Consider the following 16,238-nt stretch of genomic DNA (forward strand, 5'->3'; position numbering starts at 1 on the left):
CGGACCGTCTGGTTTATGATGAATGCACACAATAACATTTGATGCATTTACCACGCGAGCCCTTGAACAAATCGCGGAAAAGCTGGTCCAGTTCATCCGGTTTCAGGCGGATCAGTCCTTCGGGGTTGGCCAGAACGTTGTTGACAAACATTCTGATATAGACGTGCTCTTTTGTCTCGACAACGACCACCAGTTTATATTCGTTCATTTGTGGACCACCCCCTTGCTGTGTGATCGTTTCCGCCGGGTTCCGGTCCGTGCCGGGCGGCGGTTTGTACAACCCCTCAAGCGGGAGATGTGTTTGATGAAAATATATGCGATTAGCGACCTGCACCTGTCTTTTGCCTGCCGGCCCGCTCCCGGCAAATTGCAGGTTTGCCCGCAGTATAAACCGATGGATGAGGTTGATCAGTCCTGGGTCAACCACGCCGGACGCATTTTTGAAAACTGGACGCGTATAATCAAATCAGACGATGTGGTGCTGGTGCCCGGGGACATTTCCTGGGCCATGCGGCTGGACGAAGCGCGTTACGATCTGCAATACCTGGGGCTGCTGCCCGGCCGGATTGTGGCCGTGCAGGGAAACCATGATTACTGGTGGCAGAGCATTTCCCGGGTGCGTGCCGCGGCGCCGGCCAATGTGCGGTTTATCCAAAATGATCACCTGCGGCTGGGCAACCTGGTCATTTGCGGCACCCGGGGCTGGCTCTGCCCCAATGGCGCCTACTTCAAACCGGAGGATGAAAAAATTTACCAGCGGGAACTGATCCGCCTGACCAATTCCCTGCAGAGCGTCCGGTCGGTGGCAGCGGATATCATGGTCATCATGCACTACATGCCCACCAACGAAAAACACGACTACAGCGATTTTATCCGCATTTTCCAGGAATATGGCGTCAAACACGTGGTTTACGGTCACCTGCACGCCCGGGCCTGCCGCTACCGGCTGCCGGACCGGGCCTGGGGCATCAACTTTTACCTGGCCAGCGCCGACTACCTGTCCTTCACGCCGCGTCTGATCACCGCCTGCGGGGAAAAGCGCTGTTTTGACGATTAGATTTCTTTGGCCGCCTTTTGGACGCCGGTGCATAGCAGGTGCCCGGTGAAAAGTCTGTCATCCAGGTAACCGTAAAAGGCGGCTTCGCCGGCCGGGATTATGCCGCCGCACCAGGCGCAGGCCGTGTCCGTCCGGCAGGGAATGACCACTCCTGTCAGCTGCTTGCCGTCAATATATGCGTCCATGGTTACCAGTTTGTTTTTAAACGGAGTGACCGGTGAGCACGACGGGTGGAAATAATGGCGTACGCGCTTGCCGTCCCGGGTGGCTTTGTATTCCACCATCGGGGTAAATGGCTTTACCGTTTCACGGCAGGCGCTGCAGTAATGCGGACGCCCGTAATTGCTTTTTAACACGTAGCGGGTTTCCACCGGTTTTTGCCGTACTTCCCGGTCTTTCAAATACCGGTGGCGTTCCGGCTGTTGCATCACCCAGTCTTCCACCAGCCGGTAAAAATCCCGGTAGTTGCGTTCCACCAGGTGTATGTGCGGCGGAAAGCCGGCGCGGACTATTTGCCGCTGGAATTCGCTTTCGGCCGCGTCGTGGGCCAGTCCCTCCATTTTTATTTGCTCCCACCGGTAGCCATTGTCGGAAAGCCAGCGGTGGAAGCCGTAAAAGATGTTTCCCGGGCAAACCAGATAATAATCTTCCTTGTTGGCACCGGCTTTTTTCATCAGACCGGTGATCAGCCGGCAGACCACTTCTTCCAGGCTCTCTTTGGTTTTCCAGGTCAGGGGCACCCGGGCCGTATAAATTTCCCGCGGTTGTTCACAGACCAGCACCACTACTTCCGAGAAGGCCCGGCAACCGCCGCCGGCGTCTTCTACGTACCAGTATTTCACTGTGTTGTTCTTCTCCTCTCTCAAGCTGACAACAATGATTTTATTTCGGAAAGGGTGACGTTATTTCCTGCCGGGGAAATTTTGATCATAAAACTTTTTCAAATCTTCGCTTTTCATGCCGGCAGGAGTTTTGCTTTTCATATCTAAATATTAACCAGGCCATAAAAAGAGAAGCCACAAGCTAGTTCCTGGTGCGGCTAGACTTAAGGGAGGGGTCGGTTTTGGCTAAATTTATTTGTGATACCTGTGGTCGCGAAGTACAGGTCATTGACGGTATCGTATCCTGGACCAGGGAGGGCAACACCCTGAAAAATTTTAAACTCACCCACAAGGGCGACCAGTGTCAGCCGGCAAACAACCGTTACCGGGAATTGTACACCATTACTTTGGCCAGCGGGTTCATGGAATTTGTGCAGTATCTGCTGGAACGCTGGGAGGACGGTCTGGAACTGGGGGACCCCCAAACGCTGCGTAAAGTGACGCGCCAGTTGAACCTGCACATGCATGAAAAGTTGCTCATGCTGGTTGAAGAGTAATCTTTTTTGGGTGCGGCCCTTCCGGATTGAGCCGGAAGGGCTTTTCTGCGGGACTATTTTTTCAGGCCCAGTTCTTTGGCCAGCGCTTCCAGCGCCGGCCGGGCGTTGAGGATGATTTGCCTGTCAATGCAGTAGGAAACCCGGAAATAGCCGGGCAAACCGAAGCCGCTGCCCGGCACCACCAGCACGTTATATTTTTGGGCGGTGCGTACGAACTCCACGTCGTCCGGCAGTGGCGAGCGGGGAAAGAGGTAAAAGGCGCCCTGCGGTTTGACCACGTCGAAGCCCAATTCGATTAGGGTGTTGTAGAGCAGGTCGCGCTTTTCCCGGTAGGCGCCGATGTCCACCTTTTCCTGCTGCAGGCCGGTGATCAGCCGCTGCATCAGTGCCGGGGCGTTGACGAAACCAAGGGTGCGGTTGCAAAAGACCAGTCCCTCCACCAGCAGCCCGGCGTCCGGCATTTGCGGATGCACGGCGATATAGCCGATGCGCTCACCGGGCAGGGCCAGATCCTTGCTGTGGGAGGTAACCAGGATGCTGTTCCGGTAGGCCTGGAAGACACTGGGTACCTCCACTCCGTCATATACAATCTTGGCGTAGGGTTCGTCGGAAATGAGGTAGATCGTTGTGCCCAGCTCTTTGCCTTTTCTTTCCAGCAGGGCGCCCATTTCCGCCAGGCAGGAGGCGTTGTAGACCACCCCGGTTGGGTTGTTCGGGGAGTTGATCAGCACCGCCCTGGTGCGCGCGGTGATGGCCGCCTCCAGCGCGGCCAGGTCCGGCTGGAAGTCCGGCCCGGTGCGCACTTCCACCACCCGGCCGCCGTGGTTGTCGGCATAAAATTTATATTCTACGAAGTAGGGCGCCAGCACGATGACCTCGTCGCCCTGGTCCAGCAGTGTTTTCAGCACCACATTCAAGCCGCCGCCGGCCCCCACGGTCATCACGATATGCCCGGGGGTGAAGGGGATGCCGTGCCCGGCGCTCAGTGCGTCCGCCACGGCCCGGCGGGTTTCCAGGTAACCGGCGTTGCTCATATAGCGGTGCATGCCCGGGACGGGATTTAAAGCCAGCTTTTTCAGTTCCTCCTTGAAGGCGGCCGGCGGCTCCACGTCCGGGTTGCCCAGGGTGAAATCATAAACCTTGTCCGCACCGTAAATGGCCCGCAGCCGTTCACCCTCTTCAAACATTTTGCGGATCCAGGAGGCGCTGGACAAAAAGCCCGCAATTTTTTTACTGATCGCCATGATAATGACTCCTTTCAAAAATTCTAATTTTATTTTTATTTCGTTGCCGGTGCAAAAAAACCTGCCCCGGTGAAGATTATCCATATCCGGGCGCGGCACGGTTGTTCCGCATGCTATAATTAAATCAAAAAAGATGGGGTGATTGACCATGACTGTTGAAGTGGTTTTATTCGATCTGGACGGCACGCTGGCCGATTCACTGCCCCTGATTGAGCATACCTACCGGCTGGTTTTTGAAGAGATGGGCATACCCTGGGGTGAAGACGCTGTAATGGGCTGGATCGGCCGGACAATCCGGGATATTGCCGAATACTTCGCCGGGCGGCGGGCGCAGGAATTCATCGAGCGCTATCAAATGCACTACCACCGGGAGCACGACAAGTATACCGCTTTGTTTCCGGAAACTTTGCCCATGCTGGCCGGTCTGAAGCAAAGGGGCCTGCGCCTGGGCATCGTTACCTCCAAAGGCCGCACCGGTGCTATGCGTACGGTGAATTTCACCGGCCTGGCCCCCTATATGGATACGGTGGTCACCGCCCATGATGTGGAGAAGCACAAACCGCTGCCCGATCCCGTGCTGGAAGCGCTGCGGCGTCTGGCGGCCCCGCCGGAACGGGCGGTTTACGTGGGGGACAGTCAGTTTGACATTCAGGCCGGGCGCACTGCCGGCACCCGGACGCTCGGCGTCACCTGGGGCATGGCCGGCCGGGCGGGGTGGCGGGAGTTCCGGCCGGATGGGGTGCTGGAGCGCTGGGACGATCTGGATAAATATTTGTAGCAGGCCACGTCCGGTTTGGCGGCCGGTGAGCCGGGCAACCGGTGGCCGCCATGCACGACAAAAGTCCCGCCGTTAGGCGGGTTTTTTTTAAGCCCCGGGTCCCGCCGGCTGGTTCCCCCCAAATCATTCCCGCCGGCCGTACAAGTAGTTAGACCGGTCATAAACACCTGCAGGTAAAATTGACGAAAGGGGAGAACGCATGTACAGATTACGCCGGATGGTCATGGTTCTGGGATTGCTCTGCCTGGGCCTGACCCTGCTGGCCGGTACGGCCCTGGCCGCACCCGGTCATGGTAAAGAAAAACAGCATCAGCGCGGGCCGGCGATGCCGCCGGCCGTACAGGCAAACGGACAGAATAACGTCCGCATCATGCCGGTGCAGTTCAATAAAGCCGTGCACCCGGTCCGGGCGGCGGCGGAGAGCAAGTTTAAGGATGTCAAGGGCCATTGGGGGCAGGACGCCATCTCGGCCATGTCCCGGCCCGGTTTGATCCGGGGCTACAGCGACGATACTTTCCGCCCCGACGCCACCGTCACCAAGGACGAAGCGGTTACCATGCTGGTACGCATGCTGGGGCTGGAAAACCAGCGTGCCCAAAAGGCCTTGACTCCGGCCGTGGCGAAAAATTGCCCGGCCTGGGCGCGCAACAACCTGGCCCTGGCCGTGGAGCACGGTATTGTCACCCCGGCCGAACTGACTTCCTTCTCCGGCCAGGCGCCGGCGGAGCGTTACCAGGTGGCGGCCTGGATGGCCCGGGCGGCCGGCTTGAATACGGGGAAAACGGTAAATCTGCCTTTCCGGGACGATACCGCCATCCCGGCCGCTTATCGCGCCTATGTGCAAGCTATGTATCAAAATTCGATCATGTCCGGTTATCCCGGTGACCTGTTCCTGCCCGACCAGCCCATCCGGCGGGCCGAGATGGCTTCCCTGATGCTCAGGTTGATGGTGCAGTGTCCGGTCAACCCGCAATACCTGCTGGTGCAGGGTACGGTTAAACAGGTTGATGACCACAGTATTACACTCACCGTCGCCCCGTACCGGATCCATCCCATGTCCGTCGCCTGGCGCGACTGGTGGGGGAAAACCCGCACGCAGACCTACGCTTTGGCTGACGATGTGGTGGCTTTTGCCAACGGCAAGAGCGTCTCGCCCGCCGATGTTGCGGCCGGGTCGCATGCCGTGCTGGTGTTGAACAGCGAGGCCAAAGTAATAGTAATTCTGGCCGGCGGCGGATCCGTCCAGCCGCCGCCGGACAACGGAAGCGCATTGCGGGTGGAGAGCCTCTCTCCGGCCAACGGGGCCACCGGTGTGGACACGGGGATTGCTTCTTTGCAGGCGGTGTTTAATGAAAACATCTACCCGGTGGACGCAAATGCGCTTGTTACCGGAATTACCGTGGAAAATGTGAACAGCGGCATTGATGTGCCCATACAGGGGATCACCACCAGCGGCGGCACACTGACCGTGCAACTGAACGCCGCACTGGACGGCGGTCAGAAATACCAGGTGCTCATGCCGGACGGGTTGATCAAGGATGCGGATGGTCGCCAGTTTGCCGGTTTTAAAAGCGGCGACTGGGTGTTCACAACCCGGGGGCAAACCGCGCCGGTGGTGCAGTCGCTGAGTCCGGCCAACGGGGATGAAAATGTGCCTGCCGGCCTGAAGACCCTGACAGCGGTCTTTTCCGGGGATGTTCACGCTGTCGGGCAGTTGTCCGATCTGGCCGCCGGCATCCAGGTCAAAAACACCACTGACAATCAGCTGGTGCCTCTGGATGGCGTTGCGCCGGTGAGCATCCTGGGCGACACGCTGATGATCCGGTTGAAAGATGGACTGACAGACCAGAAGGACTACCAGGTGACCATAAACGGCAACCTGCTGGCGGACGCGGCCGGCAATAAATTTGCCGGTATTGCCGGCGGCGGCTGGACTTTTGGCACCCGGTAGACAATTAGCTATACCTCCTCTTTAAATATAAACGGGTCCGCATAACCTGTGCCGGACCCTGTTTTTTTGCCCGCCGCACATATTCGAATGCTAAAAACGGCACACTGATCCCAAAACCGGGTGAGGGGTGAAAAGAAATGGCGCAGGAACATGAACAATGCGGCGACATGCGCGCCGTTTACCGGCAAAACCGGGAAGACGGCATGGGGTACGGGGATCAGGTCAATTTTTCCTATGAACTGCAGCAGGCCATTTTACGGGACAAGGAACGGCTGGCCGGGCTGAAAAACAGCGGCGCCAGCGCGGCGGAAATCGCCGGCCTGGAGAAGTGCATTGCCGAAAAAGAGGATTTGCTGCAGGCCGTCGATTTTGACCTGCACGGGATTGACGGCATCTGACGGCGGGATTTGCCATGCCCGGGCAGATTTGTTTGCCGTCCGGAGCCGGGTCACCAGTGACAATCAATTGCAATCAGCCGCTTCTACCCGCAAGCCGGACCCCCTGGGCGTCCGGCTTGCGTTTATGCCTGAAACTGCCCTCCCGCCGGTACAATTACTGCCAGTGCAAATTTGGCCGGACATCTCACCCCCGGACGGGTGCCGGTCATATATTACCGTAAGAGGGGGGCGAGGCCTTTGTTGCCGGTGGTGATCAACATTTTTTGGATCAAGGTCAATGTGGTGCAGACCGGTGCCGTTCTGGGAGTGGGGCAGAATTTTATGCCCGAATGGAGGGCGTTTAATAAGACCAATAACGGTGTGGGTTCGCAGTATGGGGATGCCTGTTCTGTGACAGAGACGAATGCATGTGTTGATGACAGCGATTTCATGGATTTTCCTGTCCTGCAGCAGCGTCAGTTGCTGGCGGATTAACAGGGAGGGGGGTAAAAAACCAATGATCTTCTTTCCGGTTCAAATCAATCTGATTGGCTTTAAAATAAACGTTTTGGATCGTAACGCCTCGATCAGTATCGGCCCGTCAGTGAGAACTGATTTCAATGCATTTACCAAGGCAAATACTTTTCAAACTCAAAGCGGCGATCTGCCGGTTGCTTTTTCCACCGGTGCATTTAATGACTCGGATCTCTTTGATTCAACCGATACCAAGGAAAGTATCATTTAGGCCGTTTTTACCAGCAGTGAGGTTTTTAGCAGCCGGTATTACGGTTCGGGAAATGTCGCTGCACAGGCGGCAATACGCCAGGCACGGCAGCTTTATCAGTCCCGGTGATCTCCCGTTTCATTTCCGGTCTGCGGTTGGACTGCTGGCACCGGAGGTAAAACATTTGCTTGACGGCAAAGTTTTGTTAATTTTTTTTGCTCGACATTAAGCGAATCGAGCTCCGGGGGACCCTATTACTCAGGATGCATACTGATCCGCCGGTCCCGGCCGCACACCGGGCAGGCAAACAGGTGGGTGCAGTATGGCGCGGTGAAGTCCGTACTGAAATAAGCGCTGTACGGACCGAAATAATCGCTGACCGGTCCGGCGTCCTTCATGACGGCGCCGCAGGGACAGCGCCGGTTGATTGCGATCAGGTTGTTGCACAGGGGGCACACACCGGGCATGCTCAGCGCTCCTTTCAAGGCCGGTTTTTTCCGGCCTTATTTTGATCCGTTCCGGCCGGGCATATTCTCTTTTCCCGGTGGCATAATGAAATTGGTTGTTTTCGCCCGTCCGGCGGATGATCCGGTTTTTCCGGCGGGCGGCGCTGAAATATTAATTTGGCGGGGGGAATCGGCGGGTGACGGAGCAGCATTTTCCGGATATCGACGCCCTGGTGGAACAGGCACGGCAGGCGGCCCGGGAATACCTGGCGCTGGACCAGGAAGCGGTGGACCGCATAGTGCTGAACATGGCCCTGGCCGGTCTGGACAGGCATATGGAACTGGCCCGGCTGGCGGTGGACGAGACCGGAAGGGGCGTTTACGAGGACAAGATTACCAAAAATATTTTCGCCACCGAGGCGGTGTACCACAGTATCAAGTACATCAAGACGGTGGGTGTGATCCGGGTCAACGAAGAGGAGGACTACCGGGAGGTGGCCGAACCGGTGGGGGTGGTGGCGGCGGTGGTGCCCGTGACCAACCCCACTTCCACCACCATGTTCAAGTCACTGATCTGTGCCAAAACCCGCAACCCGGTGATTTTCAGCTTCCATCCGGGGGCGGTGCGCTGCAGCACGGCGGCGGCACGGATCATGCGCGAGGCGGCGGTGGCTGCCGGAGCGCCGGAAAACTGCATTTTGTGGCTGGAGCACCCGGGTATTGAAACCACCGGCTACCTGATGCGCCATCCGGGGGTGTCCATGATTGTGGCCACCGGCGGCGCCAGCCTGGTGCGCGCGGCCTATTCCACCGGCAAACCGGCCCTCGGGGTGGGACCCGGCAATGTGCCCTGCTACATTGAAAAGACTGCCCGGCTCAAGCGCGCCGTAAACGATCTGATTATGAGCAAGACATTCGACAACGGCCTGATCTGCGCTTCCGAGCAGACACTGGTCATCGACCGGGAAGTGGCGGACCGGGTGATGGAACTGATGCGGGAAAACGGCTGTTACTTTTTAAATCCGGAGGAAGTCCGCCTGCTGGAAGAACTGGCCGTGGCGAAGAACAGCTGCACCCTGAACCCGCAAATCGCCGGTCAGTCCGCGCCGCGTATCGCCGAAATGGCCGGTTTCAATGTGCCTCCCGGCACCCGGGTGCTGGTGGCCCGGCTGCCGGGGGTGGGGCCGGAGCAGCCTCTGTCCATGGAAAAATTGAGTCCGATCCTTTCCTGTTACATCGCGGACAGCTTTGCGGCCGGCGTTGAACTGTGTGAAAAAGTGGTTGAATACGGCGGGTTGGGCCACACGGCGGTGATTCATTCCGAAGAGCAGCGGCATATCGAAGAGTTTTCCCGGCGCATCCGCACCGGGCGCATCATCGTCAATTCACCGTCCACCCACGGGGCGATCGGCGACATTTATAACGTGAACGTGCCTTCTTTTACTCTGGGCTGTGGTTCCATGGGCAGCAACTCCACCACATCGAACGTGAGTGTGGAGAATTTGATCAACGTCAAGCGGGTGGCCGGACGGCGGCCCAAACTGCAGTGGTTCCGGGTGCCCGAGCGGATTTACTTTGAGCGTGGCTCCGTTCACTACCTGAGCAAACTGCCCGGTGTGGAGCGGGCGCTGATCGTCAGCGATCCGGGCATTGTCAAACTGGGCTTTGTGGACAAGGTGCTTTACCATTTGCATCAGCGCCTCAACCGGGTGACCAGCGAGGTGTTTGCCGAAGTGGAGCCGGATCCTTCGGTGGATACAGTGCGCCGCGGCTGCGCGGTGATGAAGCGGTTCCGCCCCGACACGATCATCGCCGTGGGGGGCGGTTCGGCCATGGACGCGGCCAAGGCGATGTGGCTCTTTTACGAGTATCCGGAAGTGGAATTCGACTTTTTGAAGCTCAAGTTCATGGATATCCGCCAGCGCACCTACAAATTCCCCAAACTGGGGCGCCAGGCGCGGCTGGTGGCCATTCCCACCACCAGCGGCACCGGCTCGGAAGTGACTGCTTTTGCGGTGATCAGTGACAAGGGCGCCCGGATCAAATATCCGCTGGCCGATTATGAGCTGACCCCCGATGTGGCGATCATCGATCCGGATTTCGCCGCCACCATGCCGCCCCGGGTGGCCGCCGACACGGGTATGGACGTGCTCACCCACGCCCTGGAAGCCTATGTTTCCGTAATGGCCTCGGACTATACCGATGGTCTGGCCGCCCGGGCGGTGGAGCTGGTTTTCCATTACCTTCCCCGCTCCTGCCGCAGCGCCGGCGACCGGGAAGCACGGGAAAAGATGCACAACGCCTCCTGCATCGCGGGCATGGCCTTCACCAACGCCTTTCTGGGGGTCAACCACAGCCTGGCCCACCAGTTGGGGGGCAGCCTGCACATTTCCCACGGGCGGGCCAACGCTGTGCTGCTGCCCTACGTGGTGGCCTACAACGCCAGCCGGCCGGCCAAGTTTGTTTCTTTTCCCCAGTACGAATACTTTCACGCCCCGGAAAAGTACCGCCGCCTGGCCAGCCTGCTGGACCTGCCGGCCGGCACGGTGCGGGAAGGGGTGGCCGGCCTGATCGGCGCCATTTTCCGGCTGTTGCGGGAACTGGACATACCTCTTACCCTGGCCGGCCTGGGCGTGCCGGCGGACGATTTTGCCGCCCGCATCCCGGTGCTGGCCGACCGGGCCTTTGCCGACCAGTCCACCACCGCCAACCCGCGCTTCCCACTGGTGGCGGAGCTGGCCGGCCTGCTCCGCCTGGCCTACGGCCCGCCCCTTTCCAGGGACGTGGACCCGGGACTGCTGGACTTCAGCCTGCTCAATTTAACGCCGGAGCAGGTGTCACCGGAGCCGGTAACGGTACCCGCGCCTGTGGAAAATTCCGTGCCGCGTCCGCAAAGCGGCCTGCCGCTGCAATAAGCGTGCGGCGGGACATTTGTGGAAGCCGCCCTGCCGGAGCGGGCTTTTCCCCGCCGCTGCCGGGCGGCTGCTGATCTGTTATTTTGGCGAAAGGGTTTCGCTCCGGCGGAACCCTTTCGCTTCTGCATTGATCCGCGGGGATGTTTACATTATGATATGATTTGAACCCCCTCAATGCGGGTTGAACAACATTATGAAACCAGACGGGAGCGGTTGTATTGGCCAAGGAATTTCGCCGGTGGGTGCTGGCCGGGGTGAAAAAGACCATCGTGGATTACGGCATGCTCGCCTCCGGGGACCGGGTGGCGGTTGGTCTTTCCGGGGGCAAGGACAGTGCGGTGCTGCTGCACGTTTTAAATCAGGTGCGCCGGGTGGCCCCGGTGAAGTTTGAACTGCACGGTGTTTTCATTGACGCCGGCTGGCCGGTGGAGGTGAATGTACTGCGGGAGTTCTGCCGCCGGGAGGATGTGCCCTTTTATTACAAACCCACTGACATCGCCGCGATCGTATTTGATATACGGCAGGAAAAGAACCCCTGCTCGCTCTGCGCCAACCTGCGCCGGGGGGCGCTGCACAGCACCGCCGGCGAACTGGGGTGCAACAAAGTGGCCCTCGGCCACCACCTGGACGACGTGCTGGAAACCTTCCTGCTGAACCTCTTTTTTACCGGACGGTTCCAAACCTTTACACCGGTCACTTTTCTGGACCGCAGCGGGGTGACTGTGATCCGGCCGCTGGCCTGCCTGCCGCAGGAGCACGTACATGAGCTGGCCCGGCTGGAACGCCTGCCGGTGCTGGAAAACCCCTGCCCGGCCAGCGGCAGGACCAGGCGGCAGGAAGTACGGCAGGTGGTGACGGAATTGTCCGCCCGCTATCCGGATCTGCGGGAAAGATTCCTGCACGCCCTCCAGACGGCCGGCCTGCGCAACCTGTGGCCCGCCAGGCACTGACAGTCAAATGCAAAAATTACATTTATACAGCCATATGTTAATATTTAAATTAATTTTCCAAGACTTGTTTTTTATTGCCTTGATGATATCATATAAATAATTGGTTTATTGGATCAGATTGCCGTTATTGCATCAGGAAAAATACGAAATGGAGGGTTGAAATTTGCCCACGGAACTGGATTTTTCATTTAAAGTTGAAGTGTCGGAAAAAATCGGTTCAATTGATTTTCAATCCTGCGTTTTTTGCGGTATGTGTACAGCCGGGTGTTCTTATGCCGGTCTGCGGCCGGATCTCGATCCACGGAAATTTATGCGGCAAATTGCCCTCGGCATGCGGGATGATGTGCTGGGATCCGCCTTTATGTGGCTGTGCACCATCTGCGAGCGCTGTACCATCAACTGTCCGATGGATGTCAATATAGCCGAAGTGGTGCAAAGTATCAGAGGCAAATTTGGTATCCGGCCGCCGGGCGATCTAATGCTGCAGTGCCGGGCAACCGGCGGTTCCAAAAGCCTGCTGAAGAATATGGCCGGATGGCTGGAGAAAGGGTTAATCAAAGTTGACCCCGGACGGAATCCGGATCCGGTAACTTATCACGATCCCTGCAACCTGGGCCGCAAAGAAGGGGTGGTCGATGAACCGAGGTATATTCTCAGCCGGGTATGTGCGGACTTCCGGGAAATGACGCCGGGCGGCCGGTATAATTATTGTTGCGGCAGCAGCGGCGGCGCTCTATTCTCGTCCGAGTACGACGATCTGCGTTTGGCGATGGGCCGGCTGAAAGCGGAACAGATTGAAAAAACCGGGGCGGCCGTTGTGGCCACGGCGTGTTTGAACTGCTACGAACAGCTGGAGAAAATAAGCAACAAATACGGTCTGGGCGTGCAGGTGAAATTTGTTCATGAACTGGTCGATCAGGCTATAGTGCCCTCTGGTCTTAAAAGTTCTTAAAATAAATAGAATGATAGCGATTAATAGCAATGTTTTTGTATAATTTATATCTTCACTATTATCTGGCTATTTTTAATAGTACTTTTTTCATCTTTAAAACAGATAAAGGTTTACGCCTTACGATCCAAACTCTATAATATAAACAAGCGTGATCATAACTTTGTGAATCAGGTTTTACAAACAGTATGAAGTATTCGCGCAATTTAATGTCTGAGGGGTGGGATCGTGGAAGGACTGACCAACTTCTATAACCCGGCGGGAGTGGCTGTGATTGGCGCTTCCAGCAAACCGGGGAAAGTAGGCAACTCCATTGTCAAGAACATGATCCAGTCCGGTTACCGGGGCGGCATCTATCCGGTCAATCCGAAGGACAAGGAAATTGAAGGGCTGAGTGCCTATCCGGCGGTGACGGATATTCCCGGTCCGGTCGATCTGGCCGTGCTGGCCGTGCCGGCCAGGCTGGTGGTGGACGCCGCTGTTCAGTGCGGTGAAAAGGGCGTGCAAAACCTGGTGGTGATTACCGCCGGGTTCAAGGAAACCGGCAAGGAAGGCCTGGAACTGGAAAAAGAACTGGTGGCCGCCTGCCGCCGCTACGGCATGCGCATGCTCGGTCCCAACTGCGTGGGTCTGATTGACACGCATACACCGCTCAACGCATCCTTCACCAAAACCACGCCGATCAAGGGGGATATCGCCTTTCTGTCCCAGAGCGGCGCCACACTGATCGCCATTCTGGACTGGAGCCGGTCGGTTGGCCTGGGTTTCAGCAAGATGGCCAGCCTGGGCAACAAGGGCGACCTGTCGGAAATAGAATTTATTGCCGAAGCCGCCGGCGACCCCTACACCCGGGTGATTGCCTGCTACCTGGAAGACGTGGCCGACGGCCGGCGTTTCCTGGACGTGGTGCGGCAAGCCACCCGCAAGAAACCCGTAATCATACTCAAATCCGGCACCAGTCAGGCCGGCGCCCGGGCCGCCTCTTCCCATACCGGCGCCCTGGCCGGCAGCGACCTGGCTTACGATACCGCCTTTCGCCAGTGCGGCGTGATCCGCGCCCGCAGCATGACCGAGCTTTTTGAACTGGCCATCGCCTTTTCCCGCTGCCCGGTGCCCGGCGGCAACCGGGTGGCCATTGTGACCAACTCTGGCGGTCCCGGCATTGTGGCCACCGATAATGTGGAAAACCATCATCTGGCTATGGCCCGTTTCACCAAGGAGACCATTGCCGAACTGCGTGCCGGCCTGCCGGCGGAAGCGGCACTGTACAATCCGGTGGATGTGCTCGGAGACGGCAAGGCCGACCGCTACCGTTTCGCCCTGGAGAAGGTGTGCGCCGATCCCAATGTGGACAGCGTGGTGGTGCTCATGTGTCCCACCGCGGTGGCCCAGCCGCTGGAAACCACCCGGGCCGTGGTCGAGCTGGCCCAAAAATACCCCGGTAAACCGGTGCTGGGCGGTTACCTGGGTGGGGAATCCATGGCTGAAGGTGAACAGCTGATGTCCGAGTCCGGTCTGGCCTGTTTTACCTTTCCCGAACCGGCCATAGCCGCAATCAGCGGCCTGGTGCGCTACGGCGCCTTCCGGGATGCCCCGGTGGCGGAAAATGATCTGGATTATCCGGATGTAGATCAAAAAGCCGTCAAGGCTGTATTTTACGATGTGCTCCGGGACAACCGGCTGGTCCTGCTGGGTAGTGAAGCCGCTGCGGTGGCCAAAGCGTACGGCATCCCGTCCGCACCGGTGACCCTGGCCACCACGGCGGTTGAAGCCGTCGGCCAGGCGGAGATGATGGGCTATCCGGTGGTGCTCAAGGTGGCCTCGCCCAAAATCCTGCATAAAACCGATGTGGGCGGGGTCAAGGTCGGCCTGAATGCGGCGGCGGATGTGCGGCGGGGGTTCACGGAGATCATGGAAAATGTCAACCGCCTGTTGCCCGATGCCCCGGTTTACGGTATTGAGGTACAGAAGATGATGCCCCGGGGCACGGAGCTGATTATCGGCATGACCCGCGATTTGCAGTTCGGGCCGATGATTGCCTGCGGCCTGGGCGGCATTTACGTCAACCTCTTGAAGGACGTTTCTTTCCGCCTGGCCCACGGCCTGACCCGCCGGGAGATTGAAGCCATGCTTGCGGAGACCAAGGCCTACACACTGCTGCGCGGTTACCGCGGCGAAAAACCGGCCGACCTGCCCGCGCTGGTGGAGGCCGTCGGCCGCACGGCCAGGCTGGTGCTGGACTTCCCGGAAATCAACGAAATCGATATCAACCCGGTGTTTGCCTACAACCAGGGTCTGAGTGCGCTCGATATAAAAATTACCATTTCCGTATCGTGAGGTGTTCATTGATGAAGAACCTTTATATCATGGGAACTCCGGAAAGCGGCAAAACGGCCCTGGCGGTGGGGCTGGCCCAGAAGCTGCAGCAGGAGGGCCTGCGGTTGGCTTACTTCAAGCCGGTGGGCAGTCCGTCCCGCATTCCCGGGCAGATGGACGACGACGCCGTGCTGATGAAGGATGTTTTGCGGGTGGAAACGCCGCTTGAAGACATGGTTCCCCGTACGGCCGGGCCGTCCTATCTTTCCGGCAACGGCCGCAAAGGGGCGCTGGCGGATATTCTGGCCGCTTATGAGCGGGTGTCCGCGGGGGCGGATGTGGTGCTCATCGGCGGCTCGCAGTATCCCTATGCCTATGCCAGTTACGGCGTGGACGATGTCACCCTGGCCGGCAAACTGGGAGCGCAGGTGCTGCTGGCGGTGCGCATGGATGATGATTTCAGCCTGGATCAGGCCCTGTTTTTCAACCGTTACCTGAGTGCGGCCGGGGTGAACATGCTGGGCAATATATTCAACAACATTCCCCGCCCGCTGCTGGCCAAGACCGAAGGTGTCTACCGGCCGGTGCTGGAAGAACAGGGCTTCCGCAGTCTGGGCATAATCCCCCGCCGGCCGGAAATAGCCTCGCCCACCGTCGAGGAATATTATGAAGTGTTGGGCGGTGAGATTTTGGCCGGTGAAAACTGCCTGCAGCGGCCGGTGGAAGACGTGGTGGTGGGCGCCATGACCACTGAAAGCGCCCTCAAATACTTGCGCCGGGCGGCGGACAAGGCGGTGATCATTGGCGGCGACCGGGCCGATCTGGCTCTGGCGGCGCTGGAAACCAGCACTTCGGTGCTCATTCTCACCGGCGGCCTTTACCCCGATGTCAAGTTGATTGCCCGGGCGCAGGAGAAGGAAGTGCCGCTGATCCTGGTCCATTACGATACATTCACGACGGTGGAAAAAATCAGTCATTTGGCCCGCCGTTTAAAACCGGGCGACAAAACAGGCATCCGGATGGCGCTGGAGAGCGTGGAACAGCACTGCGCCTGGCAGGAAATCCTGGAGTCGCTGCGTTGAAGCAGGTAAGGGCGGGCGATAGGCCCGCCCTTCGGCGTGCCGTGTAAAACCGGCGGACGGCCGGCGGCTTT

Annotated in this window: 16 protein-coding genes; 12 read left to right on the plus strand and 4 right to left on the minus strand. The window is 58.4% G+C overall.

Annotated elements, in window-relative coordinates; translation table 11 throughout:
- Positions 1-13: 13 nt before the first annotated feature.
- On the minus strand, positions 14-208 hold the full coding sequence (locus A6M21_RS11055) for a hypothetical protein (protein ID WP_066668773.1): 195 nt from the start codon (positions 206-208) through the stop codon (positions 14-16).
- Between the two features lie 96 nt (positions 209-304).
- Between A6M21_RS11055 and A6M21_RS11060 the strand changes: the two genes are divergently transcribed.
- Positions 305-1,057 (plus strand): metallophosphoesterase, encoded by a 753-nt coding sequence (locus A6M21_RS11060; protein ID WP_066668895.1) that lies wholly within the window; start codon positions 305-307, stop codon positions 1,055-1,057.
- On the opposite strand, the gene A6M21_RS11065 is transcribed toward A6M21_RS11060, so the two are convergent.
- Positions 1,054-1,899: a hypothetical protein gene (locus tag A6M21_RS11065; RefSeq protein WP_201721878.1), complete on the minus strand. Its 846-nt coding sequence runs from the start codon at positions 1,897-1,899 to the stop codon at positions 1,054-1,056. The genes A6M21_RS11060 and A6M21_RS11065 overlap by 4 nt on opposite strands.
- A 221-nt stretch (positions 1,900-2,120) precedes the next feature.
- Between A6M21_RS11065 and A6M21_RS11070 the strand changes: the two genes are divergently transcribed.
- Positions 2,121-2,435 carry a hypothetical protein gene (locus tag A6M21_RS11070; protein WP_066668777.1) on the plus strand — a complete coding sequence of 105 codons (315 nt, stop codon included), beginning with the start codon at positions 2,121-2,123 and terminating at the stop codon, positions 2,433-2,435.
- A gap of 53 nt (positions 2,436-2,488) precedes the next feature.
- On the opposite strand, the gene A6M21_RS11075 is transcribed toward A6M21_RS11070, so the two are convergent.
- Positions 2,489-3,679: a pyridoxal phosphate-dependent aminotransferase gene (locus tag A6M21_RS11075; protein WP_066668897.1), complete on the minus strand. Its 1,191-nt coding sequence runs from the start codon at positions 3,677-3,679 to the stop codon at positions 2,489-2,491.
- A 148-nt stretch (positions 3,680-3,827) separates the two neighbouring features.
- On the opposite strand from A6M21_RS11075, the gene A6M21_RS11080 reads away from it, so the two are divergent.
- From A6M21_RS11080 to A6M21_RS11100, 5 genes are all read left to right on the plus strand, one after another.
- Positions 3,828-4,457: an HAD-IA family hydrolase gene (locus A6M21_RS11080; RefSeq protein ID WP_066668778.1), complete on the plus strand. Its 630-nt coding sequence runs from the start codon at positions 3,828-3,830 to the stop codon at positions 4,455-4,457.
- A 199-nt stretch (positions 4,458-4,656) separates the two neighbouring features.
- Positions 4,657-6,408: an Ig-like domain-containing protein gene (locus A6M21_RS11085; RefSeq protein ID WP_066668779.1), complete on the plus strand. Its 1,752-nt coding sequence runs from the start codon at positions 4,657-4,659 to the stop codon at positions 6,406-6,408.
- A gap of 137 nt (positions 6,409-6,545) precedes the next feature.
- A complete protein-coding gene (locus tag A6M21_RS11090; protein WP_066668780.1) occupies positions 6,546-6,806 on the plus strand; it encodes a hypothetical protein in 261 nt (86 codons plus the stop codon).
- Between the two features lie 237 nt (positions 6,807-7,043).
- Positions 7,044-7,280: a hypothetical protein gene (locus tag A6M21_RS11095; RefSeq protein WP_078060590.1), complete on the plus strand. Its 237-nt coding sequence runs from the start codon at positions 7,044-7,046 to the stop codon at positions 7,278-7,280.
- 22 nt (positions 7,281-7,302) lie between these two features.
- Complete coding sequence (locus A6M21_RS11100; RefSeq protein WP_066668781.1) at positions 7,303-7,530, plus strand: hypothetical protein; 228 nt, start codon at positions 7,303-7,305, stop codon at positions 7,528-7,530.
- A gap of 233 nt (positions 7,531-7,763) precedes the next feature.
- Here the strand turns inward: A6M21_RS11100 and A6M21_RS11105 are convergent, their stop codons facing one another.
- Positions 7,764-7,976, minus strand: a complete 213-nt coding sequence (locus tag A6M21_RS11105) for a hypothetical protein (RefSeq protein WP_066668782.1) — start codon at positions 7,974-7,976, stop codon at positions 7,764-7,766.
- A gap of 176 nt (positions 7,977-8,152) precedes the next feature.
- Here A6M21_RS11105 and adhE point away from each other — a divergent pair, with 176 nt between their 5' ends.
- From adhE to A6M21_RS11130, 5 genes are all read left to right on the plus strand, one after another.
- Positions 8,153-10,870: a bifunctional acetaldehyde-CoA/alcohol dehydrogenase gene (gene adhE / locus A6M21_RS11110; protein WP_078060591.1), complete on the plus strand. Its 2,718-nt coding sequence runs from the start codon at positions 8,153-8,155 to the stop codon at positions 10,868-10,870.
- A 218-nt stretch (positions 10,871-11,088) separates the two neighbouring features.
- Complete coding sequence (locus A6M21_RS11115) at positions 11,089-11,820, plus strand: tRNA 2-thiocytidine biosynthesis TtcA family protein (RefSeq protein ID WP_066668783.1); 732 nt, start codon at positions 11,089-11,091, stop codon at positions 11,818-11,820.
- Positions 11,821-11,983: 163 nt separating this feature from the next.
- Positions 11,984-12,772, plus strand: coding sequence for a (Fe-S)-binding protein (locus A6M21_RS11120; RefSeq protein WP_066668784.1), 789 nt, complete (start codon positions 11,984-11,986; stop codon positions 12,770-12,772).
- Between the two features lie 225 nt (positions 12,773-12,997).
- Positions 12,998-15,106 (plus strand): acetate--CoA ligase alpha subunit, encoded by a 2,109-nt coding sequence (gene acs, locus A6M21_RS11125; RefSeq protein WP_066668786.1) that lies wholly within the window; start codon positions 12,998-13,000, stop codon positions 15,104-15,106.
- A gap of 11 nt (positions 15,107-15,117) precedes the next feature.
- Complete coding sequence (locus A6M21_RS11130) at positions 15,118-16,167, plus strand: phosphotransacetylase family protein (protein ID WP_066668787.1); 1,050 nt, start codon at positions 15,118-15,120, stop codon at positions 16,165-16,167.
- The last annotated feature ends 71 nt before the right edge of the window (positions 16,168-16,238 follow it).

The sequence above is a fragment of the Desulfotomaculum copahuensis genome (genome assembly GCF_001655685.1).
In the GTDB taxonomy this organism is placed as follows: Bacteria; Bacillota; Desulfotomaculia; order Desulfotomaculales; family Desulfovirgulaceae; genus Desulfotomaculum_G; species Desulfotomaculum_G copahuensis.